Origin of the sequence: Marinobacter subterrani (assembly GCF_001045555.1) — a bacterium.
In the GTDB taxonomy this organism is placed as follows: Bacteria; Pseudomonadota; Gammaproteobacteria; order Pseudomonadales; family Oleiphilaceae; genus Marinobacter; species Marinobacter subterrani.
In genome coordinates, this window is the sequence record NZ_LFBU01000001.1 from 1516533 (window position 1) to 1540967 (window position 24435).

Here is a 24435-nt window from a genome sequence, read left to right on the forward strand (position 1 = left end):
GCTCGCGTCGGCATTCTGTACATTTATACAGCCTTGTATCTTAAGCTAACATGCAGAGAATGTCAGGAACCCTGATCACCGGCGCACAATCCACTGCGAGGTCCCTATGAGCAACCCGATTCCCGAATCAGAACGCACCGAAATTGAAGCTGCGGCATTCCGCTATCTGGTCAAGCACCTGCGCGACCATACCGACGTCCAGAACATCGACCTGATGAACCTGGCCGGTTTCTGCCGAAATTGCCTATCCAAATGGTACCGCGCCGAGGCCAGCGAGCGCGGCTTCGAGATTTCCGACCCGCAGGCCCGGGAAGAAATCTACGGCATGCCCTACGAAGACTGGAAAGCCCTCTACCAGACCGGCCCGAAGCAGGACCACAAGTAATGACGGTCAACGCCGCCGGCTGGTCCGGCATCCGGTTTGACGGCGCTCCACTCCGGCAGCGTTCCAACCCATCTGATCACACCACCAGGGAAGACACGCATTCATGAGCGATACCGCCACCTCCGGGGTACAACAGGGTTTTCAGCTAAAAAGCGCCAGCGTATCCATGACCGCCCTGGAGCTCTATTATTTTGATGACCGGGAGTTCGAGGAAATCCTGCGCGACAAGATCAGCCAGGCACCGGGCTTCTTCAAGGACACCCCGCTAATCATCAGCCTGGAAAAGTACCAGGGGCTGGACAGCGAGCTCGATTTCTTCAAGATCATCGGTACCTGCCGACGCAACCATATCCACGTGATCGGTGTTCGCGGTGGCAATGACGACCAGCGCCGGCTGGCCCGGGGCGCCGCACTGGCTCTCCTGCCCGGCAGCGGCCAGCGCGACCGGGCCCATGAAACCGACCAGCCCGCTGCTGCGGAGGCCGAAACCGCCCCCGCACCGTCGGCCAGTGCCGGTGACCCGCCCCCTGCGCGAATCATCAGCCAGCCGGTTCGCTCCGGCCAGCAAATCCACGCACCGGAAGGTGACCTGGTGATTCTGGCGCCGGTCCAGGCCGGGGCCGAAGTACTCGCGGCAGGCAATATTCACGTGTACGGTCCATTACGGGGCCGGGCCCTGGCAGGCATCCACGGGGCGGAGTCCGCAAGGATATTCTGCCAATCCCTTGAGGCAGAGCTTGTGTCCATTGCGGGACACTATAAAATCTCCGAGGATCTTCAGGATAATGGCTGGAAAAGCGCTGTGCAGATCCAGCTCAGGGACGACCTGCTGGTGGTGACGCCACTGGACAAGGCCTGATATTGGAGCGCAATACAATAACTTGACCGGATAATTCGGCAGACACGACGAATCCACCGAGAAACAGGAACAGAACCTTGGCTAGAATCATTGTCGTTACCTCAGGAAAGGGCGGCGTTGGCAAAACCACCACCAGCGCCTCGATCAGCACCGGCCTTGCCAAACGGGGCCACAAAACCGTTGTTATTGATTTTGACGTGGGCCTGCGCAACCTGGACCTGATCATGAACTGCGAGCGTCGGGTAGTGTACGACTTCGTCAACGTGATCCAGGGCGAAGCCTCCCTGAACCAGGCCCTGATCCGGGACAAGCGCGTCAACACGCTGTATATCCTTCCCGCGTCCCAGACCCGGGAAAAGGAAGCGCTTACCAAGGAAGGCGTCGAAAAAGTCATTAACGAGTTGTCCGAGACCTTCGACTACATCGTCTGCGATTCTCCCGCCGGCATTGAACATGGCGCCATGATGGCCCTGTACTACGCGGACGAAGCCGTGGTGGTCACCAATCCGGAAGTATCCTCGGTACGGGATTCGGATCGCATTCTGGGCATCTTGCAGAGCAAATCCCGGCGGGCCGAGATGAGCCAGGACCCGGTCAAGGAGCACCTCCTGCTCACCCGCTACAACCCTTCACGGGTAGAGAAAGGCGAAATGCTGTCGGTGGCCGACGTTGAGGAAATTCTCGCCATCCCACTGCTCGGGGTTATCCCGGAAAGCCAGATTGTGCTGAACGCCTCCAACCAGGGCGTGCCGGTGATTCTGGAGGAAGACAGCGACGCCGGCCAGGCATACGATGACGCGGTCGCACGGCTGCTGGGCGAGGAGCGGGAACACCGCTTCATGACCTCCCAGAAGAAGGGCTTTTTCTCACGGATGTTCAAGGGAGGCTAAGGGATGAGTTTCCTGGATTACTTCAAAGGCAAAAAGAGCAAAAACACGGCCAATGTGGCCAAAGAACGGCTCCAGATCATTGTCGCCCACGAACGGGGTCAGCGGGACCAGCCGGACTACCTGCCACAGCTGCAACAGGAACTGCTGGCGGTTATCCGCAAGTATGTCCAGATCAGCGACGACATGGTTCAGGTAGAAGTCGACCGGAATGAAAGCTGTTCCGTACTGGAACTGAACGTCACGCTTCCCGAACGATAACCACGAACGCCTGCCCCTCCCGGGGCAGGCTTTTGCCCGTCATCAGCGCCCCCCGATCAACAAGCCGTTACCTGGTTCACAATCCCCCGCTTCCATCGCCAAGCCAAGCTGAGCCTCATGCTAGACTCGGCCCACCATCATCAAGGAAGTGTGCGTTATGAGAGAGACCAGAGCCCACGGCACTGCGGGCCGGGCGTCTGCTATCAGAGGGCTGGCATGGGTATGTCTGATTTCTGCACTGGCCGCTTCTGCCCGGGCCGAACTGCCGGCGGAAAATGACAACGCCTGGACACTGCGCAAGGAAGACGGCCAGATCCGTGTCTATACCATCGATCAGCCCGGCTCCAGCTTCAAGGCCTTCAAGGCCGTCGGCGTGATCGATGCCCCCATCGAAAACCTGATGGCAGTAATGATCAACCCCGGTTCCTGTGTTGAATGGGTCTACAACTGCACCGAGTCCCGCGTCCTGGGTGAAGGTGGCTTCCACGACCGGTATGCCTATTCGGTCAATGACATGCCCTGGCCGGTTACGGACCGGGACTACGTGTTGCGCATCCGCACCCGGGGTGACCAGTCGTCCGGAGAAGTGGTCATGGATCTCAACGCCACGCCGAACAAGCTGGCGGCAAATGAGGATCGGGTCCGGGTCGACCGCTCCGACACCCTGTACCGGTTCACGCCCGAGGGCGACAGCACCCGGATGGTCTGGGTCCAGCATACCGACCCCAACGGGTCACTGCCCGGCTGGCTGGTGAACTCCCTGCTGGTGGACATTCCCGTGCGCTCCATGCAGGCACTGGAGCGGGTCGCCAATTTTGAGAAGTACCAGGGATACGAGCTGATCTACGGCCAACAGGGCGAGCTGGTCGGGGTAGACCGGCGAAAACCCTGAGCCAAGGTACTCCGGAAAGGATGACGCCCGATGCATCACACGCTAAGCTGCATGCAGGGACTTCAACAGGCAGGCACCGTTTAATGACCGTTCTCGCTTACGAGATCATGACTCCAAGCATCAAGGCCGTTCCACAATCCTGGACCATGGATCGGCTCGCCCGCTTCCTCACCGACAACGAAATAACCGGCAGTCCCGTTACTGACGATGACGGCGAGATTGTCGGCATTGCCACCCTGAAAGACATCACCGAGTTCCGGTGGAATGCCACCCGCTCCGATGCCGACCGGCACCTGACACCGGAAGAACACGAGGCAGCCCGCCACCTGCGCATGGTTCTCTTTGAAGAAATGGGCAAGGTACCGGTGGAAGTGCGGGATATCATGACGCCCATCGTTTTATCGGTTGACGAGACGACGCCCGTGCGCGACATTGCGAATATCATGATGCGCGAACACCTGCACCGGATCTTTGTCACCAGCGACTCAAAAATCACCGGCATCATAACCACTTACGATATGCTGAAAGTGATCTCGGATAAGGAGCTCACGCAACGCTGTGCCCGTAACGACTGAGCCACCAGAGAGGTAGCGCCACCTATGCCCAGAGCATCGCAAGCTCGCAGAAAGATGTACGTCCTCGACACCAACGTCCTGATTCACGACCCGAACGCCCTCCTGAACTTTGAAGAACACGATGTCATCATCCCGATGACGGTCCTCGAAGAACTCGACAGTCTCAAAACCGGCAAACAGGCCGTGGCCGCCGACTGCCGGCAGGCCATCCGTAACATCGACAAACTGCTGGGCGATGCCAGTCCGAAGGAAATCGAGAAAGGCGTGCCCATCGTTCGGGGCAAGAAGGCCGCCCCCCTGGGCAGTCTGTCGATTCTGATGAGCACGGAGCAGACCGGCGACCACTCTCTCCCCGAGCATCTTAACGACAACAAGATCATCAACACCCTGGCCGCTTTGCAGAACCGGCACAAGTCCCGGGACATCATCCTGGTGTCCAAGGACATCAATATGCGCCTGAAGGCCCGGGGCTTCGGGGTGGAAGCCCAGGACTACCACAACGATCAACTGCTCGACGATATTGATTTGCTACCCAAGGGCTACCGGGAATTCCCGAATTCGTTCTGGGATACCATTGAGAAGGTTGAAACCGTCCAGAGGGAAGGCAGCACCGAGCACATTCTGAAACGCGAGGGCGACCTGGCCAGGCTCAATATCAACGAGTTCGTCGTGGACGAGCTAGGCTTTGTCGGCAAGGTGGTCGACCTGAGCGACACCCAGATCGTGATCAAGGATCTGCACCAGCATGACCTTATGAATGAAGAGGTCTGGGGCCTGGTACCCCGTGACATTTACCAGGCCATGGCCCTGAATCTGTTGCTGGACCCGGACATCCACCTGGTCAACCTCACCGGTTCCGCCGGCTCGGGCAAGACGATCCTGGCTCTGGCTGCCTGCATCGAAATGACCGTGGCCAGCAAACTGTACAAGCGCATCATCGCCACCCGCTCCACCCAGGGGCTGGATGAAGACATCGGTTTCCTGCCCGGCACCGAAGCAGAGAAAATGGAGCCCTGGCTCGGGGCCATCGTCGATAACCTGGAAGCGCTGCACGAAGACGATGAGAACATGACCGCCAGCGTGGACTACATCCTCAGCAAGGTGCCGCTGCACTTCAAATCGATGAACTACATCCGCGGCCGCAGTTTCCAGCACAGCCTGATCATCATCGATGAATCCCAGAACCTGACGCCACACCAGATCAAGACCATCATTACCCGCGCCGGCAACGGCTCCAAGGTGATCTGCCTGGGCAACCTGGCGCAGATCGACACTCCCTACCTGAGCGCCCTGAGCTCCGGCCTGACCTACATGACCGAACGCTTCAAGGGTTTCCGCCATGGTGGCCACATCCATCTGCAGGGTGTGCCGCGCTCGGTTCTGGCCGAGTTTGCTGAAGCAAACCTGTAATCGGAGGTTGGTGAAAAAGGGGTCAGAACCTCGGTTCTGACCCCGTCTTCAGGCAGGCTGGAATCTGGCGCGTACTCCAGGGGTCAGTCCTTGAACTGCGCCTTGTCCAGGCCATGCTTGCGCATCTTGTCGTACAGGGTCTTGCGGGCGATGCCGAGCTGCACCATGGTGTCCTTGATGCTGCCATGGCAGGTGTTCAGGGCGTTGACAATGGCAGAACGCTCGAACCCGTCCATCATCTCGCCCAGGGTCTGGCGACCGGCCACGCTGGCGGTGTCGTTTGGCTCGTTCTCGCTCAGGGCGGCGGGCCCGAGCAGGACATAACGCTCGGCCAGATTCCTCAGTTCCCGGACATTACCGGGCCAGGAGTGCTGCATCAGGCGGGCCGCCTGCCCGGCATCCAGGGGAATACTCTCCCGGTCGTACCGGGCGGCGGCGATCAGGACAAAATGGTGAAACAGCACCGGAATATCGTCCTTGCGTTCCCGTAACGGCGGGATATCCACCTTTACCACGTTCAGCCGGTAGTACAGGTCGGAGCGGAACTCGCCGTCATCGCTGAGTTTTTTCAGATCCGCCTTGGTGGCGGCGATAATACGCACATCCACTTCCTGCACCTGATTGCTGCCCAGGCGCTCCACCCGCTGCTCCTCCAGCACGCGCAGCAGCTTGACCTGCAGCGCCATGGGCATGCTTTCCACTTCGTCCAGGAACAGCGTCCCCTTGTGGGCATGCTCAATCTTGCCGATCCGGCGCTTGTCCGCACCGGTAAAGGCGCCCGCCTCATGGCCGAACAGCTCACTCTCGATCAGGTTCTCGGGCACAGCACCACAGTTAATGGCGACAAAGTTGTGCGCACTCCGGGCGCTGTTCTCGTGGATATAGCGGGCCAGCGCATCCTTACCGGAGCCGGTCTCCCCGTGCAGAAGAATGTTGGCGGAAATATCCAGGAGCGGATCAATGGTCGCCATCACTTTCTGCATTGATGGCGAATCCCCCAGAATCCGCGGCCCGGGCCTGGCCAGGTGCCGCAGCTGGGCTTTCAGCCTACGGTTCTCCAGAGCCAGATGGCGCTTTTCCAGGGCATGCCGGAGCAGCTCGATCAGTTCGTCCTGATCAAAAGGCTTCTCGATAAAATCGTAGGCACCCTGCTGCATGGCGGTGACCGCGGTGCTGATATCCCCCTGGCCAGTCAGGATAATCACCGGAATGGTCTCATCCATGGCACGGATCCGCTCCAGCATCTGCAGGCCGGTCATCTCTGGCATGTTGTAGTCACAGAGCACCACCCCGTCGTAATCGGCGCTGATGCGCTTCAGGGCGGACGGGCCATCTTCAAAACAGCTGACCGGCAACTCTTCCAGAGTCAGGGTCTGGGCAATGGCCTGCCTGATATGGGGGTCATCATCGACAAAAATTACCGAGGGTTCTGTCATTCCGTGGCCTCCCGCTTTTTAAGCGTCAATACGAATTCGGCACCCGGGCCGTCCAGCCGGTTCCGGCCGGTGAGAGTACCGCCAAGAGCATCGACAATCTGGCGGGAAATGGACAATCCCAGCCCGAGACCCTGCTTGACCGATTTGGTGGTAAAAAAGGGCTCAAAAATCTGCTCCGTATTGCCCTGCAGGCCTGGCCCGTTATCCCGCACCAGACACTTCCAGAACGCATCGGTTTGCTCAATATCAATGAGTATCTGCGGCTGCGCCACATCCTCCACCGCCTGCACCGCATTGGCCAGCAGATTCACCATCACCTGCTCGATACGGATCAGGTCACCGTGACACAGCGCGGGACGCTCGGGACGGTGCCACTGCATATCAATATCCGAGCTGGCCTGCTGGGCCGTAATGATCTTGAGCGAGGCGTCGACCGGCAGCCGCAAGTCGACGACTGCCGGCGGCCCCTCGGATTTGCGGGCAAACACCTTGAACTGGCGCGTGAGCTCGGCCATCTTGTCGCACAACTGGACAATCTCCGAGAGGTTGGCATCCACCATGTCGTCCGCGCCCTTCTCCAGGAACCGGCGGCTGTTTCTGGCGTAGGTCTGAATGGCGGTCAGTGGCTGGTTCATCTCGTGGTTCAGCCCGGCCGACATCTGCCCCAGCACCGCCAGTTTGGCGGCCTGGATCAGCTCCTGCTGGGTTTCGCGGAGCTCGTTCTGGGTACGCTCCCGCTCCCGTATCTCTTCCAGGAGCTGCCGGTTCGAACTCTCCAGGTCTGCGGTTCTCTCGGCCACCCGCCGCTCCAGCTGCTCTCCCCGCAACGCAAGTTCCGCTTCCCGGCGATAGCGTTCACGCAGATACAGCCAGGTCAGTAACCCACCGAAAAACAGGGCCGCGCCACCCAGCACAAAGGCAAGGCGCGTCCAGAGAACCGACCGAGTACTGACCATAACCTGCAGGGTCCAGTCCAGCCTGGGCAAGGCGGTACGGACGCTCAGGTACTCCATCCCGTTACCGTTGCCCAGGAGCCGTATTTTCTCAGACTGCTCAGACACGCCCAACGGGCTGCCGAGCTTTTGCATCGGGATAGGCGCAAGATCCCGCCCCGGATATCGCTGATGTGATTCCGCCTCCGGCGTGACGCCCGAATCCGGCTCAAAATCACGGTAAAGCCAGCCTGGCTCACTGGCCAGAAAGCTGATGCCCGCCTTATCCAGCACCACCATTTCCGCTTCACTGAGCGAAGCGGGTCGATGCCACTGGGATTCCAGCTCGTGCACCAGAACCTTCACGACAATAACACCCAGCAATGTGCCGCGGCTGTCCAGTATAGGGTGGGAAAAATACAGCCCGCGTTCACGGGACATCAGCCCCAGGGCGAAATAAATGGCCGAATCCCTGGATTCCACGGCCTCATAGAAGTAGGGGCGAAACGCATAGTTGCTACCAACAAAACTGTCCTCCTGCTGGTAGTTGTTGGCTGCGATGGTCAGGCCGTTCACATCAATCAGGTAGACATCGGAACTGCCAACGATGGTGGCCATCCGCTGCATCTCTTCGTTGGCCTGCAGAATGACTCCCGGCGCATCCGGGTTTTCCAGAGCTTTCTCGAGCAGCGGGTGCTCGGCCATCAGCTCAGGGATCGGAAGGTATCGATTCAGCTCGTTGGCGACGAGCTGGCGGTAGCGGAAAGACTCCTCGAGGCTTTCCTGTTCTACCTGCCGGTAACCGGCCCAGCCGCCCAGTGCCCAGGACACCAGGAGGGTAAGGCCGAAAACCAGAAAGGCTGCAATCCTGAAGGACATAAATCCCGGTTCCTGACAAAATCGCTAGGGTAGCGCCCGGAACCGGGCAGAACAACCACGCCTTGACGCGGCTGCCCTGCCCTTCAATGGATCAGGCGGCCACAGATGCCAACCGCTGCCTGCGCTGACGCTGGGCCAGAAACACGACCACCGCAATCACCACACCGACCAGATCTGTCCAGATACCACCTTCAATCATCAGCAGTGCAGACGCAATCAGCAGGATACGAACCAGCCAGGAAGCCCGGACCTCACCAAACCAGCCCAGAACACCGCCCGACAGCAGGTATACACCAAAGGTTGCGGTTACCAGGGCCCGGGCAATATCGAACCAGGGCGCATCCATCAGCAAGGCGCCGTTATAGAAGAACATGAACGGCACGATAAACGCGGCGATACCGATGCGGAACGAGGCGACCGAGGTTTCCATGGCATTGGCTCCGGAAATGCCTGCCGCCGCATAGGAGGCCAGGGCCACCGGTGGCGTAATGGCCGACACCACGGCGAAGTAGAACACAAAGAAATGCGCCGTGAGTGGTTCTATACCCAACTGCACAAGCCCCGGTGCCACCACCGATGCCGCCACGGCGTAGGCTGCCGTTGTCGGCATGCCCATACCCAGCAGTATCGAAATGAACATGGCGAAAATCAGTGCCAGCAGTTGGCTGGTCGCCGCCACATCAAGCAGCAGAACCGAGAAGCGCGCGCCCACACCCGTCAGCGAGATGACACCGACAATCACACCGGCTGCCGCACAAACCACGATAATCTGGATCGACATCATGGACGCGATATCCAGCGCACGCAGGATTGAACGGAAACCCATCTTGTTCGGCGACAGCCAGCTCACCACAGCCGCCGAGATGGTCGCCAGAGTACCGGCACGGATCACCGAATAGCCCTGAAACAGCGCATAGATAAGAATGATAATGGGGATAAACAGATAGACCTGCTTGATCAGCTTACGCAACTTCGGCAGCTCATCTTCGCGCATGCCCCGCATGCCCATCTTGGCAGCCTCGAAGTCGACCATGAAGTAGACCGAAGCGAAGTACAGGATGGAAGGAATGATCGCGGCGATGGCAATTTCCGTGTAGGGAATGCCGGTAATCTCCGCCATGATGAACGCGCCTGCGCCCATGATCGGCGGCATGATCTGCCCGCCGGTAGAGGCCGCCGCTTCAACTGCGCCGGCGGACTTCTTGGAGTAACCCACCTTCTTCATCAGCGGGATGGTCAGGGAACCGGTGGAGACCACGTTACCGGCGCTGGTGCCGTTGATCATGCCCATCAGGCCGGACGCAAAAATGGCCACCTTGGCCGGGCCACCGCGGGAGCGACCGGCTGCCGCGAAGGCAAAGTTCACAAAGTAATCCCCCACCTTCGAGGCCTGCAGGAAGGCTGCAAAAATGATGAACAGAATAATGTAGGTGGAAGACACCGCCGTGGTTGGCCCCAGAATACCGGCATCGGTATACACCTGGCTGAAAAAGCGCTGCACAGACAACCCCGGGTACCCCAGGAAGCCCGGCAAGTATGGGCCGACAAACACATAAACCAGGAACACCAGCCCGATCACCACCAGTGCCAGGCCGGCAACCCGCCGGGTCAGCTCCATGATCAGCGCCGTGCCAGCGACAGCAGCAAAAGAAATACCCACAGGTGCGAACGAGGTACCCGTGGTCATCCGCATCGTGGTGTTGTAAACCACCAGGAAATACGACGCAACGGCAATGGCACAGACAACCAGCACCATGTCGGGAACGCTCAACCGCGATCGTTCACGCTGGTGGAACCAGCTCAGCACAATCCCGATAGCGGAGGCCGCCAGCAGGGGCCAGCCGAAATGCCAGGTTTCCAGCTCGGGCGGAATACGCATGGCGCCATTGGCAACCATCTGGCTGAAAGAAAACGTCTGATAAAGCGCATAGAGTGCGGGCAACAGTGCAACAGCACCAAACCAGGTAGTCCACCTGTTACGGGCGCCACCGTCCTCTCGGGACACAAAGCGGGCACCGGCAAACAGAACAAAGCCCAACACCAGGGCACCGGCTACGTGAACAATCCGGTAGCTCCAGGTTTCCATCGGGGCAATATTCAGGGTGTAAAGATGGAACGACGAGAACGCAATCGTCAGAGCGGTAACAAATTTCAGCATCCCACCCTCGAATAACCGGCGATTGGGCTCAACCGGCTCTTCGTCGACGTCGTGGGCAAGAATATGGTCATCGTCCGGCAGTGCCGGGGTCGGATCCTTGGGAGAGTGTTCGGTGGTCATGATAAACCCTGCCTACAGGAAAAACTGGGCCGGCATTAAGCCGGCCGGCCGACGGGGGCCAGTGCGGCCCCCTTTACACACAACGGTAGTTACTTGATCTGGCTTTCAGGGATCTCGTAACCGTTTTCGTTGAACCAGCGAGCTGCGCCCGGATGCCAGGGCAGAACGGTGTTCTTGGTGTAGTTTTTCGGGATAGACGTACGGGCCGCCTTGTGGATGGAAACCATCTTGTCATTGTTCTCCATGGTCAGCTTGGTGATTTCATACACCAGGCTTTCCGGAACGTCACAGTTGGCGATGGCAAAGTTCCACATGGAGACCACGCGGGAATCTTTCTCCAGGGACTGATAAGTACTTGCAGGAATCACGAACTCGGAAACAGGGAAGTTGTCAGTGATCTTCTTGGCTTCCTCGTCCGTCATGCCAATGATGTTCACGTCAGTCTGCACTTCCAGCTGGCTGACCGCCGGAATGGGAATACCCGCAGCAAAGGCAACAACGTCGATCAGGCCATCCTGCAGTTGGGTTCCCAGATCGGACCAGCTACCGTTGCGACGCTCGAAGTTCACGCCCAGGGTTTCCATCATGCGCGGGAAGTAGGTATCAGAGGTGGAACCTGCAGGGCCGAAGCCAATGGTAGCACCGTCTGGAATGTCAGAAATGGAGGTAATGCCTGAATCAGACAGTGCGGTTACGGAGAACGGAGTCTCGTACATCGGGAAGATGGCGCAAACGTTGTCCATCTTCACACCCGGCGCCAGCGGGCTGTTGCCTTCCATGGATTCCCGTGCCGGGCCCATGGTGGTCAGGCCAAACTGCAGGTTGCCGGTGTGCACCAGCGCCATGTTCTGCATCGGGCCACCGGTAATTTCGGCGCCACCGGAAATGCCAAGGTTCTCGGCCACAAAGTTGGCCCAGCCAGAACCGTAGGCGAAGTAAGTACCGCCCTGGCTTGCCGTACCCACGGTAAAGCTGTCAGGCCAGCCCTCACGATCCTGTGCGGAAGCCGGATTGGCCACAACCAGAGTAGAAGCGAACGCTGCCGCCATGACGAGTTGGGTTTTCATGAAGAATGCTCCCCGTTTCATTTTGTTTGTTTGGGTATTTGGCGCTGCCCGGTTCGGACCACGCTGCCTCATGCAAAGGCAAGGACCAGGCCAGGTTCTAAAACTGCTTAAAAAACAATTTTCTTTTGAGTAAATCTGGACCATAGGGCTCAGGAATGGGTGAGATATCACCCACCCAATTCTGGCAATGAGTGAAAATCGCCCCAAACTGTCAAATGTTGTGCAACGTCTTCCATTGCCGGAATTTACTGTTCAAACTCTGATCAGGTCAGGGTCACCATTTATATTGTGCCCAGCCCAACCTGGAACAGCTGCCCGCATCAAGGCCAAAGCCATGTCGATTTCCGCAAAGACCACTGCATTGATTGTGCTGATGGGCGTTTTGCTTTCATTATCGGCCTTTGTTGTCCAACGAAGCATTGTCTATCCCGCCTTTCACGAAATCGAGGTCGACTACGCCAGGAACAACATTGACCGGGTGGTCCGGAAATTGGATACCCAGCGACAAGCCATTGATTTCACCGTGTACGACTGGTCGGCATGGAATGATACCTACTCGTTCATACAAAGCGGCGATCCGGAGTACATCGAATCCAATCTGTATCCGGACACCTTCCTCAACTTCGGGTTCGATGTTGCGCTATTTCTTAACCTTGACGGGGAGGTGGTCTGGGGCAGCGTTTACGACTTCCCATCGGACGGCGGCATCGTCGACCTGACCGCAGCCCACCTTGATGACGTAGTGGCGGCTACGGCCAAATTCACTGGCCGAATTGATCCGGAAGAAGACATTGATGACCAGGCAACGAGCGGTGTTGTCCAGGTGGCCGGCATCCCGGTTCTATTTGCCATGCGGCCGATTGTGCAGAGCGACGGATCTGGCCCTCACAAGGGTTATGTGGTGTTTGGCCAGTTTCTGGATGACGAGCTGATAACCACACTTTCAGAGCAGATTGTCCAGGATTTCAGCATCGAGCCAGTCCCGGAAAACACCGCCCCGGCTGCCCCCGACAACTACTCGCTGAAAATCATTGACCAGAGCACGCTCTCCGCCTCGAAGATCTACAGTATCGAAGGCATACCAACCCTGCGGGCAACAGCCATTCTGCCCCGCAACATCACCGAACTTGGCAGAGACATTACCTATTACGGTATCGCCCTTCTAATTTTGTTGTGCATTGCTCTCGCAACGGCACTACTGGCACTGTTCCGCTGGATTGTCGTAAAGCCGATCATGAGCCTGAGGACTGATATATCGAGTATATCCAGTGCCATGGATTATTCTCTTCGGGCCAGTATCAAGAACAACGACGAAATCGGAGCCCTGTCACGGGAGTTCAACTCCATGCTGCAGATGATTGAATCCAACAACACAGAATTGCTGCGGCTGAATGACGAGTTGACCTCGAAGCATCAAACGGTGCTTGAAGTCCAGAGTGACCTACAGGCAGCCAATGCTGAACTGAAACGTCTTTCAGAGCACGACCCTCTCACCGGCCTCTCAAACCGACTGGCCCTCGAGAAGAAATTGGAGCAGGCCTGGGGAATACTCTGCCGAACCGGCGACCCTCTCACCGTCATGCTCGTCGATATCGACTTATTCAAACTGTACAATGACCGTTATGGGCATCAGGCGGGCGACCGAACCCTGAAGCAGGTTGCGGACATCCTGGCGAACGCCATGAAGCGAAAATCGGACATGGCCGCACGATACGGTGGTGAGGAATTCCTTTTGGTGCTCCCGGGCACAAACGCCGAAGACGCCCTGAGTATTGCCGCGTCCATAAGGGAACAAGTCATTGCAGCAAATATTGAGCACGACTGCAGCGCTATCGAGCCCTTCCTGACTATCAGCATCGGAATTTCATCGGTAGTGCCCCACGCTGGTCTTACGACGGGGGATCTTGTCAGGGCGGCAGACAAGGCCCTTTACACAGTCAAAGGGAGTGGCAGAAACAATTTCAGGTACGAGCCAGTTGATACAACTGGCCAATAAAAGCGTCCATCGGCTCACCAACGGCCCTGCAGCGTCGCCACAATCCGGCGGCTGGCTGCACGATCGCGGTGTTCACACAGGTAAATGCCCTGCCAGGTGCCGAGCGCAAGCCGGCCGTGGCTAACCGGCAGCATCAACGAGGGACCGATCAGGATGCTCTTGATGTGGGCCGGCATGTCATCCGGCCCTTCCATGACGTGCTGATAATGCGGCGCGTTCTCCGGCACCATCACGTTGAAGTGGCGCTCCAGATCGCCGCGCACATCCGGGTCTGCGTTTTCATTGACCGCCAGCGAGGCCGAGGTGTGCTGGATAAACAGGTGCAGCAGCCCGACCTCACAGTTGGTCAGTTGCGGCGCCTGGGCAACGATTTCATTAGTCACCAGATGAAACCCCCGAGGTAGGGGCGCCAGTTCAATAAAACTCTGATCCCAGATCATGGCTAACCTCGCGCTTATTTCTGCCGGTCATCCCAGGGGTGAACGGGCACAACAGCATCGCCCACGTCGCTCTCATAGCTGCTGCGGAAATAATCCATGGCCTTTTCCGCCTCACTGAGCTCATCGAACCGGGCAATGTGGTAGATCGCCTCCCCTTCGTTCACCAGGGGCAGGTTATTCACACAGATGACGATGCCGGAACAGGGGGAGAGTACCGCCGTCTCGGACTCACCAAACGGGTCCGCCACCATGGCCAGTTTCTGGCCCTTGCGAACCTTCTGGCCCAGGCTCGCCACCGGGCGCATGATGCCGTCTATGTCGGTTCGCACCCACTGGGAGTTGGCGGCGGTCTCCGAACGCTTTCTTGGCGCCTTCGGGCCCTTCTTGGCGGGGATCATTTCCAGTTCCCGCATCACCCGGATCACGCCCTTCACGCCACTGGAGATCACCACATCGTCGAACCTCAGGGCTTCCCCGCCCTCGAAGGTGACCACCGGAATATCCTGGGAATCGGCGTAGGCCCGCAGGCTGCCCTCGCGCAAGCCGGCATTGATGATGATGGGCGCGCCAAAGGCCTCCGCCATGCGGGTGGTTTCCGGATTTTTCAGTTCGGCCCGGATCTGGGGCAGGTTGAAGCGGTGGATGGCGCCGGTGTGAAGATCGATGATGTGGGTGACCTTCTCCATGATCTGCGTGCGCAGCAAGTAGGCAATCCGGCCGCCCAGGGAACCGGTTTCGCTGCCTGGAAAACACCGATTCAGGTCCCGCCGGTCCGGCAGGTAGCGGGTGCGCTGCACAAACCCGAATATGTTGACGATGGGCACTGCCACCAGGGTGCCGCGCAGGTGGCGCAGCGCGGAATTGGTCAGCACCCGCCGGACGATCTCCACCCCGTTGATTTCGTCGCCGTGAATGGCGCCACACACCATCAGAACGGGCCCGTCGCGCCGGCCATGCACCACTTCCACCGGAATATGCAGTGGTGTGTGGGTGTAGAGTTTGGCCACGGGCACTTCCACGGTCTGGCGGGTGCCTGCCTTGATCTGGGTACCAATGAATTCAAAGGGTGCTCGGGCCATGGTCTAGCCCCTACCCTTGGTTCGGGTTTTCCAGGGCTGCTGATTCTTTTCCAGCCAGTTCACAATCATGCCGGCCACGTTCTTGCCCGTTGCGTTTTCAATGCCCTCAAGGCCCGGGGATGAATTCACCTCCATCACCAGGGGCCCGCGGCTGGAGCGCAGCAGGTCAACGCCCGCCACATTCAGGCCCATGGCCTTGGCGGCAGTGATCGCGGTACGGCGCTCTTCCGGTGTAATCCGGATCAGCGAGGCGGTGCCGCCACGATGCAGGTTGGATCGGAATTCGCCCTCGGCGCCCTGGCGCTTCATGGCGGCAATCACCTTGTCGCCAATCACAAAGCAGCGGATGTCTGCACCACCGGCTTCCTTGATAAATTCCTGCACCAGAATGTCTGCCTTCAGGCCCATGAAGGCCTCGATAACGCTCTCCGCCGCCTTCCGGGTTTCCGCCAGCACAACACCGATGCCCTGGGTGCCCTGCAGCAGTTTGATCACCACCGGCGCGCCGCCCACCATCTTCAGCAATTCCGGCACGTTATCCGGCTTGTTGGCGAAGCCGGTCACCGGCATTCCCACGCCCTTGCGCGCCAGCAGCTGCAGCGAGCGCAACTTGTCCCGGGAGCGGGTGATGGCCACCGATTCGTTAACCGGAAACACCCCCATCATCTCGAACTGGCGCAACACAGCGGTGCCGTAGAAGGTCACCGAGGCCCCGATTCGCGGGATCACCACATCAAAGTTCTCCAGAACCTCTTCGTGATAGTGGATCTGGGGGTTCGCCGAGGTGATGTTCATGGAGCAGTGCAGGCAGTCAATCACCTTCACTTCATGGCCACGGTTAAGGCCTTCCTCAACCAGACGGCGGGTCGAGTAGAGATGGCGGTTTCGCGACAATACTGCAATTTTCATCATTCATTCCTTAGGGGCCGGTTCACCGGCAAGATAGGAAGCTTCAGGATAGATCTGTGAGCGCCCGGCCATGGCGGTTCGGCCCAGCAGCATCCGGAACCGCATGGAATCGCGGTTGGTCAATGTCATTTCAATGGGCCAGCTCTGGCCGCCGATCACCAGTGTGGTTTCGATCACCAGGCGCATTTCCTTGTGCCCCCCGGAATCGGAGACGTTTCGCTCGTCCAGCACCCGGGCATCGCACTCCACCACCTGATGCAGATCGTTCTGCACCGGGTGCACCCAGAAGCGCACACGCCGCTCGCCGTTGGCGGTGTAGGGCTCGGTGCGGAAGGTGTGCAGGCAGGACGTGCGGGCCCCGGTATCAATCTTCGCCTTGATGCGGCGGATATCCAGATCCGGCAACGCCACCCATTCGCGCCACCCGAGGCTGACCTTGTTCTCGGCGGGTGTCGGGGCAATGGTTTTGATGACTTCAGCTGTCTTTGTTGGCATCCAGCAGATCCTTTTCAGTGTTTGTTCCCGGCCCCAGCAACTGAACACGGAAGGGCTCAGAATGGCTACCGGCATACACGCTGGTATGGGGGAACGGGATTTCAATCTCCGCGTGGTCCAGGGCTTTCTTGATAGCGACCATCATGCCGCTCCGGCCCTCAAGTACCCTCTCCTTTGGCACCCAGAAAGAAAACTGCACATCCACAGAAGACGGACCGAAGGCCGTGACAAGCGTGAAAGGCTTGGGCTCTTCCAGGCAGCTCGGGTCTTTTTCCGCCAGTTCCAGGAGCAATGCCTCCACCCGTTCCACATCCTCAGCGTAGGCAATTCCCAGCATCAGGTCGAGCCGGCGGATGGGGAACCGGGAGCGGTTGATCACCCGGGTCTTGATCAGGGTTTCATTGGGAATGCGAACAAACAGGTTATCGGCCGTCCGCAACTTCACGCTGAGCATGTCGATGCCGATCACTTCGCCAAGGGTTGCATCCACTTCGATGAAATCACCAATCTCAAAGGGTTTCTCGACCAGCAGGAACAGGCCGCTGATCATATTCGATGCCGAGGTCTGCGAGGCAAAACCGATAGCCACGGTGAGAATACCCGCCGCCCCCAGAACCACATCCAGGGAGAACCCGGCCTCCCGCAGCGACGCAATACTGAACAGAACCACAATCACGTAAAACACCAGGCGGCGCACCATCACCGTGTGATGGCGGGAAGACCGCCCCGCCATAAACCGGGAAACACTCCGGCCCGCAAGAGACCCGAGAAACAGGCCAAGAACCAGCAAAAAACCAGAGCTCAGCCACTGTCCCCAGGCGATGTCGGTAAAGACCTTCATTGCGCCCGCTTGAATTGACTCCAGCAAAGTATCGACTCCGTCAGATCCGTTTTAACCAAACATCCGGTCGAAGGCCCGCACCAGGCGCCCCCGGGCCAGTTTTTCCCGAGCGTCTGCCACCGGTCGGCAGGTTCCCGCGGCCGCCAGCAGGAATTGATCCACATGCAGGCTGGCAGAATTCATATCGGTTTCCACCTCCACCGTTACCCCGGGCGTCCACAACTGGCCCCGTTCATTCTGGTGCAACGACAGCAACGGAGTGGGCAGACTGAACCGTTCAAGCAACAAGGGCTCGGAGCGCCGGTTGATCAGGGTGACTGGCGTTACCGCTCGCCACGGCCGCTTGGGCACGGCCTCAAGCACCATCCGCGCATAACTCGTTGAGGAATAGCAAAGCTCCCCTTCCATAGTGTTCCGGCCGACCCAGGTCAGCGAGGGGAGCGCCAGCGGGACTTCCGCCAACATGGTTTGCCTTTCACCCACACAGACCTTCATCCATACCGGTGTTCCCACATAGATCGTGCAGCGGCCGCCGGCGGGAATCGTCAGAGGCTGATAGGGGCGGATCACGGTGGGAAGATTGGCGACCGCCGGCACAAAGGTTACCGCCGACGACTGTTTCTCCCGGACAAACCGCTGCAGGGGAACGCTGGCAGCGGGTAATGTATGGCCTATGGTTTCCGTCCAACTGGCCGGATCGGTATCCAGCTCCAGGGTTTCCGAACGAATCTGCCACTCCAGATCGAGCAGCGTCACCCACAGACGGATATGGCCCAGTTGGTGAAACTGGGTCTGACCAGAGGCCAGGGCGTATGGCTGGCCCCAGACGCCGTCACGGCGGTTCTCGTTATTATTCTCCATTCCCGGCACAGAACTCCCCAAAGCGCGACGGCCTGAATTGCAGGCAAGGTTGTAGGCAAAGTTGGCTTAACTATAATCCAATCAGCCACCCCGGGCGAATATCCAAGTCAGTGATTTTATTGAAGCACCGGGATGTAATTACCCCTACGCCCGCTCCTCAGATGACGATGGATTACGGATGACACAACTGGTCTGGTTCCGAAACGATCTCCGGCTCGCCGACAACCCGGCCCTCACGGCCGCCTGCGAGAGCACCGAACAGGTCCGGGCCTGTTTTATCCTCACCCCGGGCCAATGGCAGGTCCACGACTGGTCCCCGGCCCGGGTGCAGTTTGTTATCGCCCACGCCAATGCCCTCGCGGCAGAACTGGCCGGGCTGGGCATACCGCTCTGCTTTATCTACGCCGAACGTTTCGAAGACAGCCTCGGGAAACTGGAAAGCCACTGCCGGGAACACGGCATCCAAACGCTGCACTTCAACGAGGAATATGGCGTTAACGAACGCAAACGGGACAAGGCCATCAAACACCGCCTTGATGAGCTCGATATCGCCGTTCGCAAATACCGCGACCAGACCGTAGCACCGGTGGGCGAGATCCTGACCCAACAAAATGAGCCCTATTCCGTCTTTACACCCTTTTCGAGACGCTGGCGCAGCTGGATAGACGAAACCCATCCTGGCCTGTTCCCGACTCCCACCGCCAGGGGCAATGCGGTTGCCCCGGAAAAGATCGACACCGTTCCAGAGGCCTTTCGAGACGCCCCGGAGCCTCTAGTACCCACCGGCGAAAACGCCGCCCACGATCAGCTCGAACACTTCCTGGAAAAACGCGGCGGAGCGTACAAGGAAAAACGGGACTTCCCAGCCATCGACGGAACCAGCCTGATCTCCCCCTATCTGGCCAACGGCGTTCTGTCCGGCCGGCAATGCCTGATCGCGGCAAGGCAGGCCCAGGGCTCCGGCGGCAACCAGGAGGGCCTGGGAACCTGGATCAACGAAATCGCCTGGCGCGACTTCTACATCAACATCCTCTACCACTACCCCCGGGTCAGCATGCACCGAGCCTTCAAACCGGAAACCGAGAATCTCGAGTGGAACACCCCCGGCGGCCATTTTGAAGCCTGGAAAACCGGCAACACCGGCGTCCCCATCGTCGACGCCGCCATGCGCCAGCTCAACCAGACCGGCTGGATGCACAACCGCCTGCGCATGATCACCGCCATGTACCTCACCAAGAACCTGTTCATCGACTGGCGCCTGGGCGAGGCTTACTTCATGTCCCGGCTGGTGGATGGCTTCCTGGCCTCCAACAACGGCGGCTGGCAATGGAGCGCCTCCACCGGCACCGACGCCGCCCCCTACTTCCGGGTCTTCAACCCGGTCACCCAGAGCGAACGCTTCGACCCCAATGGCGACTTCATCCGCCAATGGGTGCCGGAACTGGCCAGGCTGGACAAAAAACGGATTCACGACCCCGGCGCGAAAGGCGGTGTAATTCCAAAAGGGTATCCCAGACAGATTGTTGATCTTAAGGAAAGCAGAAAAGAGGCCATCGCAAAATTTCAGGCACTTAAAAACTGAAAAAGTTTGGACGGCTGACTCAAAACCCGGAAGCGGGCTTGGCGATGGTCTGCCCAAAACCCTGCGGAGCCATGGATGGCGGAGCGGAGCCTACAGGGACGTATTCACGGCGTGTTTTGGGCAGACCATCGCCAAGCCCGCCGGCACAGAAGTCAGACAGAACAAACCGGACAGGACGGATCCCGGGCCAGCTTCATTTCCCGCCACTGCATCTCCCAGGCATCCAGAATCAGCAACCGCCCGACCAGAGGCGTCCCCACCCCGGAAATCACCTTGATGGCCTCCATAGCCTGGGCCGCCCCGATCATTCCCACCAGAGGTGCAATCACCCCCGCCTCCGAACAGGTCAGATCCTCATTGCCCTGCTCCGGATACAGGCAGTGATAACAGGGGCTGTTCTCCTGCCGGCTGTCATACACCGAAAGCTGCCCCTCGCCCCGTATCGCGGCACCGGACACCAGCGGCACTTTTGCCGCCACACAGGCACGATTCAGCGCAAACCGGGTCTTGAAATTATCCGTGCAGTCCACCACCAGGCTCGCCTCCTCAACCTGCCGGGCCAGTGCCTGCCCCTCAAGGCGCTGGTTCAAGGCAGTCACCGATACCAGCGGATTGATTCGCCGAACATGGTCAGCCAGTTTTTCCGCCTTGTACTCACCCAACTGGCCCTGCTCAAAACCAATCTGGCGCTGAAGGTTGGCCAGCTCAATGGTGTCGTTATCTACCAGGGTAAGATGGCCAACGCCAGCCGCGCCGAGGTAAAGCGCCACCGGGCAGCCCAGCCCCCCGGCACCGATGACCAGCACCCGGGCTGATTTCAGGGCCTCCTGCCCGGCAATGTCGAACCTTGGCAACAGAATCTGCCGGCTGTAGCGCAATAATTCGTCGTCACTGAGCATCTGCATCCCCCTGTTATCAAACCGACCGGTTACCGGGGCCAGACTGGCCCCACTGCCCAAGGGTCATCCGGTCACGACCACCATAGTCCTGCAAGCCCTGCACATTGGCAAACCCCCGGTCACGGAATAGCAATGCGACCGGTTCTGCCTGGTCAAACCCATGCTCCACCAACAACCAGCCACCCTCAACCAGCCAGTCCGGCGCCTGTTCCACAATCAACCGGAGATCATCCAGGCCATCTCGGCCGGAGACCAGGGCCGAGGCCGGCTCGAAGCGCACATCGCCCTCGGCCAGGTGGTGGTCATTGTCCGGTATATAGGGTGGATTGGAGACAATCAGATCAAAACGGGCGGTTTCCAGCTGCGAGAACCAGGAACTCTTGACCACCGACACCGGCAACCCCAGCGATGCGGCATTCTCACGCGCCAGCGCCACGGCCTCATCCACCGCATCGCACGCCGTTACCCGCCAGCCCGGGTGTTCACTGGCAAGTGCCAGGGCGATGGCACCGGTGCCGGTCCCCAGATCGAGAACGCTGGCCCGCTCCGGCAAGGGTAAACCCAGGGCGGTCTCCACCAGGCACTCGGTATCCGGGCGGGGAATCAGGGTGGCAGCACTCACTTTCAGTGCCAGTGACCAGAACGCCTGTTCCCCGAGCAGGTAGGCCACCGGCGTGCCGGCAACGCGTTCGGCCACCAGCCTCTCGAAGGCCTCGGCCTGCGATTCGGTGACTTCACGCTCCGGCCAGGCCCGGAAGCTGGTTCGGCTGAGCCCGGTAATGTGGCTCAGCAGCAGCTCGGCGTCCAGTCTCGGAGAATCGCTGCCAATGCGGGCAGAGGCCTCAGTCAGAAGGGCCTCACAAGTCAGTGAGGGTTTACTGGTCATCGGCAAGGGCGGCGAGGAGCTCCGCCTGGTGCTCCTGCTGCAGCGGCACAACCACGGCATCGAGATCGCCGGCAATGACTTCGTCGAGCTTGTAGAGCGTCAGGTTGATACGGTGGTCAGTCACCCGCCCCTGGGGGAAATTGTAGGTGCGAATGCGCTCGGAACGATCCCCGCTGCCAACCAGGCTCTTGCGGGTTTCCGCCATGGATTTCTGCTGCCGCTCGGTCTCGGCATTCTGCAACCTCGAGGCCAGAAGGCTCATGGCCTTGGCCCGGTTCTTGTGCTGCGAACGCTCTTCCTGGCACTCCACCACTATGCCGGTGGGCAGATGGGTAATACGAATGGCGGAATCCGTCTTGTTAACATGCTGGCCGCCGGCCCCCGAAGACCGGAAGGTATCCACCCGAAGATCCGCCTTGTTGATCTCGATGGCCTCGGCTTCATCGGCTTCCGGCATTACCGCGACAGTGCAGGCCGAGGTATGGATACGACCCTGGGATTCGGTTTCCGGAACGCGCTGCACCCGGTGGGCGCCGGATTCAAATTTCAAGGCCCCGTAGACGCCTTCACCGGCCACCCGGGCAATCAGCTCCTTGTAGCCGCCATGCTCACCTTCGCTCTCGCTCAGCACCTCAACCTGCCAGCGGCGGCGCTCGGCGTAGCGCGCATACATCCTGAACAGATCCCCGGCAAAAATGGCGGCCTCGTCGCCACCGGTGCCGGCGCGGATCTCGAGAAACACGTTCTTGCCGTCGTTCGGGTCTTTTGGCAGCATCAGGCGCTGGAGTTCCTCGTCCAGCTCCTCGTTTTTCTGCTGCGCCAGCTCCATCTCTTCCTTGGCCATATCGCGCATGTCGGCATCACCATCCTTCGCCAACTCCCGGGCAGCCTCGATATCATCGAGCGACTCCCGCCAGGCCTGGAAGCAATGAACAATGGGCTCGATCTCGGCAAACTCCCGGGAAAGGTCCCTGAATTTGTCCTGCTGCGAGATAATCGAAGAATCACTGAGCAAAGCGCTGACTTCCTCGAAGCGGTCTGTCAGCTGCTCGAGGCGGGATTGAATCGAAGGTTTCATAGTTTTTCCGGGGTCGTCGTCGCGTCCGCGTCCAGTGCATCCAGCTGGTGCAACTCACGCAGCCACTCTGTCACCTCGGTGCGACCTTCTGTGGTGGCCTTGCGAACCTGAACAGAAGGCTCATGCAGGAGTTTGTTGGTAAGACCCCGGGCCATGCCACGCAGCACTGTCTCAGGGTCAGCGCCATTGCGCAGGGCGCGCAGGGCTTTTTCGGTCTCGGCATCACGCAGGAGCTCGGCGCGCTGACGGAACTGTTTGAGTGTAGACACCGCATCCAGAGCTCTCAGCTGGCTCAGGAAATCCTGAACCCCCGCGACCACAAGATTCTCCGCTTCCCGGGCAGCGCCCTCGCGGGAACGGATGTTTTCTTCGATCACCTGGCGCAGGTCATCAACGGTGTACAGGTAGACATCGGCCAGCGAGGCCACCTCCGGCTCGATATCCCGGGGCACCGCGATATCCACCATGAAATAGGGCCGGTGCTTGCGCTGCTTCAGGGCACGCTCAACGGCGCCCTTGCCAAGAATCGGCAGCGGGCTCGCGGTGGAGGAGATAATAATGTCGACATCCGCCAGGTGTTGTGGAATATCGGAAAGAATAATGCCCTTGCCACCCCGGGACTCGGCCAGTGCCTGGGCCCGCTCCAGGGTGCGGTTGGCCACCAGGAAATCTTTCACGCCGGCGTCCGCCAGATGCCGGGCCACCAGCTCAATGGTCTTGCCGGCCCCGATCAGCAATGCCTTGTTACGGGACATGTCGGCAAAAATATGGTGCGCCATGCTCACCGCGGCATAGGCAACGGAAACGGGGTTCTCACCAATGGCGGTCTGGGTGCGCACCCGCTTTGCCACTGAAAAGGTGTGCTCAAACAAACGGGACAGGAAGGCACCGCTGGCGCCGTGCTCCCGGGCCAGCACGTAGGCGTCCTTGAGCTGGCCAAGAATCTGCGGCTCGCCAAGCACCATGGAATCCAGGCCGGCAGCCACACGCATCATATGGCGCACGGCATCACCGTCACGATGCAGGTAAAGGGCCTGTTCCAGCTCGGCTACATCCATGTCATGAAAGCCGGCAAGCCAGCGAAGCACCATGGGGACGCAGTCATCATCGCCCGCCAGATAGAGTTCGGTACGGTTGCAGGTGGAGAGAATGGCCGCCTCACTGGCACCGGACGTAGCCCGGAGCTCGGCAAACGCCTCGGCCATGCGCTCGGGCGTGAACGCCACCCGCTCCCGTAATTCAACGGGGGCCGTGCGATGATTGATTCCCAGCGTTACCAGTGCCATTTCGTTGTTACACAACCTTCTGCCGATGAGCGGTGCAAATACGCGCAATTACCAGCCATTTTAACGGCCAGAGGCCCGGGCTGCCACCCAAAACCGCTGCGGCTTCGGCAAGTGCGGACGGGTTGGGCAAGATCAGGCGCTTATGCCATTATAGGGTCTCGGCTGCTGCCGGAACCCGATCTACCTCAAGAAAAGGGGCTGGAGCGTGGTTATTTCTGATGC

General features: G+C 59.3%; 23 protein-coding genes. 9 read left to right on the plus strand and 14 right to left on the minus strand.

Annotated features, from left to right (window positions below; all coding sequences use genetic code 11):
• Window positions 1-106: 106 nt before the first annotated feature.
• The 7 genes from msub_RS06990 to msub_RS07020 all read left to right on the plus strand — a co-directional run bounded on the left by msub_RS06990 (window position 107) and on the right by msub_RS07020 (window position 5269).
• Entirely contained in the window at window positions 107-385 is a 279-nt protein-coding gene (locus tag msub_RS06990) for a DUF1244 domain-containing protein (RefSeq protein WP_048495352.1), read from the plus strand.
• Between the two features lie 103 nt (window positions 386-488).
• A complete protein-coding gene (gene minC / locus msub_RS06995) occupies window positions 489-1244 on the plus strand; it encodes a septum site-determining protein MinC (RefSeq protein WP_048495353.1) in 756 nt (251 codons plus the stop codon).
• Between the two features lie 77 nt (window positions 1245-1321).
• Entirely contained in the window at window positions 1322-2134 is an 813-nt protein-coding gene (gene minD / locus msub_RS07000; protein WP_048495354.1) for a septum site-determining protein MinD, read from the plus strand.
• Between the two features lie 3 nt (window positions 2135-2137).
• Complete coding sequence (gene minE / locus msub_RS07005; protein WP_048495355.1) at window positions 2138-2392, plus strand: cell division topological specificity factor MinE; 255 nt, start codon at window positions 2138-2140, stop codon at window positions 2390-2392.
• A gap of 157 nt (window positions 2393-2549) precedes the next feature.
• Window positions 2550-3284 (plus strand): START domain-containing protein, encoded by a 735-nt coding sequence (locus msub_RS07010; RefSeq protein WP_048495356.1) that lies wholly within the window; start codon window positions 2550-2552, stop codon window positions 3282-3284.
• An 83-nt stretch (window positions 3285-3367) separates the two neighbouring features.
• Complete coding sequence (locus msub_RS07015; protein WP_048495357.1) at window positions 3368-3859, plus strand: CBS domain-containing protein; 492 nt, start codon at window positions 3368-3370, stop codon at window positions 3857-3859.
• A 24-nt stretch (window positions 3860-3883) separates the two neighbouring features.
• Window positions 3884-5269: a PhoH family protein gene (locus msub_RS07020; protein ID WP_048495358.1), complete on the plus strand. Its 1386-nt coding sequence runs from the start codon at window positions 3884-3886 to the stop codon at window positions 5267-5269.
• A gap of 83 nt (window positions 5270-5352) precedes the next feature.
• On the opposite strand, the gene msub_RS07025 is transcribed toward msub_RS07020, so the two are convergent.
• From msub_RS07025 to msub_RS07040, 4 genes are all read right to left on the minus strand, one after another.
• Entirely contained in the window at window positions 5353-6705 is a 1353-nt protein-coding gene (locus msub_RS07025) for a sigma-54-dependent transcriptional regulator (RefSeq protein WP_048495359.1), read from the minus strand.
• Window positions 6702-8516 (minus strand): sensor histidine kinase, encoded by a 1815-nt coding sequence (locus tag msub_RS07030; protein WP_048495360.1) that lies wholly within the window; start codon window positions 8514-8516, stop codon window positions 6702-6704. Before msub_RS07030 ends, msub_RS07025 begins: the two co-directional genes overlap by 4 nt.
• Window positions 8517-8607: 91 nt before the next feature.
• Entirely contained in the window at window positions 8608-10794 is a 2187-nt protein-coding gene (locus tag msub_RS07035) for a TRAP transporter permease (RefSeq protein ID WP_048495361.1), read from the minus strand.
• A gap of 89 nt (window positions 10795-10883) precedes the next feature.
• On the minus strand, window positions 10884-11861 hold the full coding sequence (locus tag msub_RS07040; RefSeq protein ID WP_048495362.1) for a TAXI family TRAP transporter solute-binding subunit: 978 nt from the start codon (window positions 11859-11861) through the stop codon (window positions 10884-10886).
• A gap of 334 nt (window positions 11862-12195) precedes the next feature.
• On the opposite strand from msub_RS07040, the gene msub_RS07045 reads away from it, so the two are divergent.
• Window positions 12196-13857, plus strand: coding sequence for a sensor domain-containing diguanylate cyclase (locus tag msub_RS07045; RefSeq protein WP_048495363.1), 1662 nt, complete (start codon window positions 12196-12198; stop codon window positions 13855-13857).
• Window positions 13858-13871: 14 nt separating this feature from the next.
• Here msub_RS07045 and msub_RS07050 read toward each other — a convergent pair whose 3' ends face one another.
• The 6 genes from msub_RS07050 to msub_RS07075 are packed head-to-tail and all read right to left on the minus strand — an operon-like array spanning window position 13872 to window position 18482.
• Window positions 13872-14297 (minus strand): secondary thiamine-phosphate synthase enzyme YjbQ, encoded by a 426-nt coding sequence (locus tag msub_RS07050; RefSeq protein ID WP_048495364.1) that lies wholly within the window; start codon window positions 14295-14297, stop codon window positions 13872-13874.
• A 14-nt stretch (window positions 14298-14311) separates the two neighbouring features.
• Entirely contained in the window at window positions 14312-15376 is a 1065-nt protein-coding gene (locus tag msub_RS07055) for a succinylglutamate desuccinylase/aspartoacylase family protein (RefSeq protein WP_048495365.1), read from the minus strand.
• 3 nt (window positions 15377-15379) lie between these two features.
• Window positions 15380-16285: a 30S ribosomal protein S6--L-glutamate ligase gene (gene rimK / locus msub_RS07060; RefSeq protein WP_048497012.1), complete on the minus strand. Its 906-nt coding sequence runs from the start codon at window positions 16283-16285 to the stop codon at window positions 15380-15382.
• A gap of 3 nt (window positions 16286-16288) precedes the next feature.
• Window positions 16289-16780 carry an ATP-dependent zinc protease family protein gene (locus tag msub_RS07065; RefSeq protein ID WP_048495366.1) on the minus strand — a complete coding sequence of 164 codons (492 nt, stop codon included), beginning with the start codon at window positions 16778-16780 and terminating at the stop codon, window positions 16289-16291.
• Window positions 16761-17621, minus strand: a complete 861-nt coding sequence (locus msub_RS07070) for a mechanosensitive ion channel family protein (protein ID WP_048495367.1) — start codon at window positions 17619-17621, stop codon at window positions 16761-16763. The genes msub_RS07065 and msub_RS07070 overlap by 20 nt, the downstream gene beginning before the upstream one ends.
• A gap of 51 nt (window positions 17622-17672) precedes the next feature.
• The gene (locus msub_RS07075) at window positions 17673-18482 is read right to left on the minus strand and encodes a hypothetical protein (RefSeq protein ID WP_048495368.1); all 810 of its coding nucleotides are present in this window, start codon (window positions 18480-18482) and stop codon (window positions 17673-17675) included.
• Window positions 18483-18660: 178 nt separating this feature from the next.
• On the opposite strand from msub_RS07075, the gene phrB reads away from it, so the two are divergent.
• Entirely contained in the window at window positions 18661-20064 is a 1404-nt protein-coding gene (phrB, locus tag msub_RS07080; RefSeq protein WP_048495369.1) for a deoxyribodipyrimidine photo-lyase, read from the plus strand.
• 152 nt (window positions 20065-20216) lie between these two features.
• On the opposite strand, the gene msub_RS07085 is transcribed toward phrB, so the two are convergent.
• From msub_RS07085 to hemA, 4 genes are read right to left on the minus strand one after another with little or no spacing between them, the layout of a single operon-like run.
• Window positions 20217-20963, minus strand: coding sequence for a molybdopterin-synthase adenylyltransferase MoeB (locus tag msub_RS07085; protein WP_048495370.1), 747 nt, complete (start codon window positions 20961-20963; stop codon window positions 20217-20219).
• A 16-nt stretch (window positions 20964-20979) separates the two neighbouring features.
• Entirely contained in the window at window positions 20980-21849 is an 870-nt protein-coding gene (gene prmC, locus msub_RS07090; protein WP_048495371.1) for a peptide chain release factor N(5)-glutamine methyltransferase, read from the minus strand.
• The gene (prfA, locus tag msub_RS07095; protein WP_048495372.1) at window positions 21839-22927 is read right to left on the minus strand and encodes a peptide chain release factor 1; all 1089 of its coding nucleotides are present in this window, start codon (window positions 22925-22927) and stop codon (window positions 21839-21841) included. The genes prmC and prfA overlap by 11 nt, the downstream gene beginning before the upstream one ends.
• Window positions 22924-24213: a glutamyl-tRNA reductase gene (gene hemA / locus msub_RS07100; RefSeq protein ID WP_048495373.1), complete on the minus strand. Its 1290-nt coding sequence runs from the start codon at window positions 24211-24213 to the stop codon at window positions 22924-22926. The genes prfA and hemA overlap by 4 nt, the downstream gene beginning before the upstream one ends.
• Window positions 24214-24435: the final 222 nt, after the last annotated feature.

Excerpts from the sequence above, each read along its gene's own strand:
- prmC (WP_048495371.1), bottom strand. The coding sequence starts at position 21,849 with ATGACCAGTAAACCCTCACTGACTTGTGAGGCCCTTCTGACTGAGGCC.
- minC (WP_048495353.1), top strand. The coding sequence starts at position 489 with ATGAGCGATACCGCCACCTCCGGGGTACAACAGGGTTTTCAGCTAAAA.
- msub_RS07050 (WP_048495364.1), bottom strand. The coding sequence starts at position 14,297 with ATGATCTGGGATCAGAGTTTTATTGAACTGGCGCCCCTACCTCGGGGG.
- prfA (WP_048495372.1), bottom strand. The coding sequence starts at position 22,927 with ATGAAACCTTCGATTCAATCCCGCCTCGAGCAGCTGACAGACCGCTTC.
- msub_RS07045 (WP_048495363.1), top strand. The coding sequence starts at position 12,196 with ATGTCGATTTCCGCAAAGACCACTGCATTGATTGTGCTGATGGGCGTT.
- msub_RS07015 (WP_048495357.1), top strand. The coding sequence starts at position 3,368 with ATGACCGTTCTCGCTTACGAGATCATGACTCCAAGCATCAAGGCCGTT.
- phrB (WP_048495369.1), top strand. The coding sequence starts at position 18,661 with ATGACACAACTGGTCTGGTTCCGAAACGATCTCCGGCTCGCCGACAAC.
- msub_RS07040 (WP_048495362.1), bottom strand. The coding sequence starts at position 11,861 with ATGAAAACCCAACTCGTCATGGCGGCAGCGTTCGCTTCTACTCTGGTT.
- msub_RS06990 (WP_048495352.1), top strand. The coding sequence starts at position 107 with ATGAGCAACCCGATTCCCGAATCAGAACGCACCGAAATTGAAGCTGCG.
- rimK (WP_048497012.1), bottom strand. The coding sequence starts at position 16,285 with ATGAAAATTGCAGTATTGTCGCGAAACCGCCATCTCTACTCGACCCGC.
- msub_RS07010 (WP_048495356.1), top strand. The coding sequence starts at position 2,550 with ATGAGAGAGACCAGAGCCCACGGCACTGCGGGCCGGGCGTCTGCTATC.
- msub_RS07075 (WP_048495368.1), bottom strand. The coding sequence starts at position 18,482 with ATGGAGAATAATAACGAGAACCGCCGTGACGGCGTCTGGGGCCAGCCA.
- msub_RS07065 (WP_048495366.1), bottom strand. The coding sequence starts at position 16,780 with ATGCCAACAAAGACAGCTGAAGTCATCAAAACCATTGCCCCGACACCC.
- msub_RS07030 (WP_048495360.1), bottom strand. The coding sequence starts at position 8,516 with ATGTCCTTCAGGATTGCAGCCTTTCTGGTTTTCGGCCTTACCCTCCTG.
- msub_RS07085 (WP_048495370.1), bottom strand. The coding sequence starts at position 20,963 with ATGCTCAGTGACGACGAATTATTGCGCTACAGCCGGCAGATTCTGTTG.
- minE (WP_048495355.1), top strand. The coding sequence starts at position 2,138 with ATGAGTTTCCTGGATTACTTCAAAGGCAAAAAGAGCAAAAACACGGCC.
- hemA (WP_048495373.1), bottom strand. The coding sequence starts at position 24,213 with ATGGCACTGGTAACGCTGGGAATCAATCATCGCACGGCCCCCGTTGAA.
- msub_RS07025 (WP_048495359.1), bottom strand. The coding sequence starts at position 6,705 with ATGACAGAACCCTCGGTAATTTTTGTCGATGATGACCCCCATATCAGG.
- msub_RS07070 (WP_048495367.1), bottom strand. The coding sequence starts at position 17,621 with ATGAAGGTCTTTACCGACATCGCCTGGGGACAGTGGCTGAGCTCTGGT.
- msub_RS07055 (WP_048495365.1), bottom strand. The coding sequence starts at position 15,376 with ATGGCCCGAGCACCCTTTGAATTCATTGGTACCCAGATCAAGGCAGGC.
- msub_RS07035 (WP_048495361.1), bottom strand. The coding sequence starts at position 10,794 with ATGACCACCGAACACTCTCCCAAGGATCCGACCCCGGCACTGCCGGAC.
- msub_RS07020 (WP_048495358.1), top strand. The coding sequence starts at position 3,884 with ATGCCCAGAGCATCGCAAGCTCGCAGAAAGATGTACGTCCTCGACACC.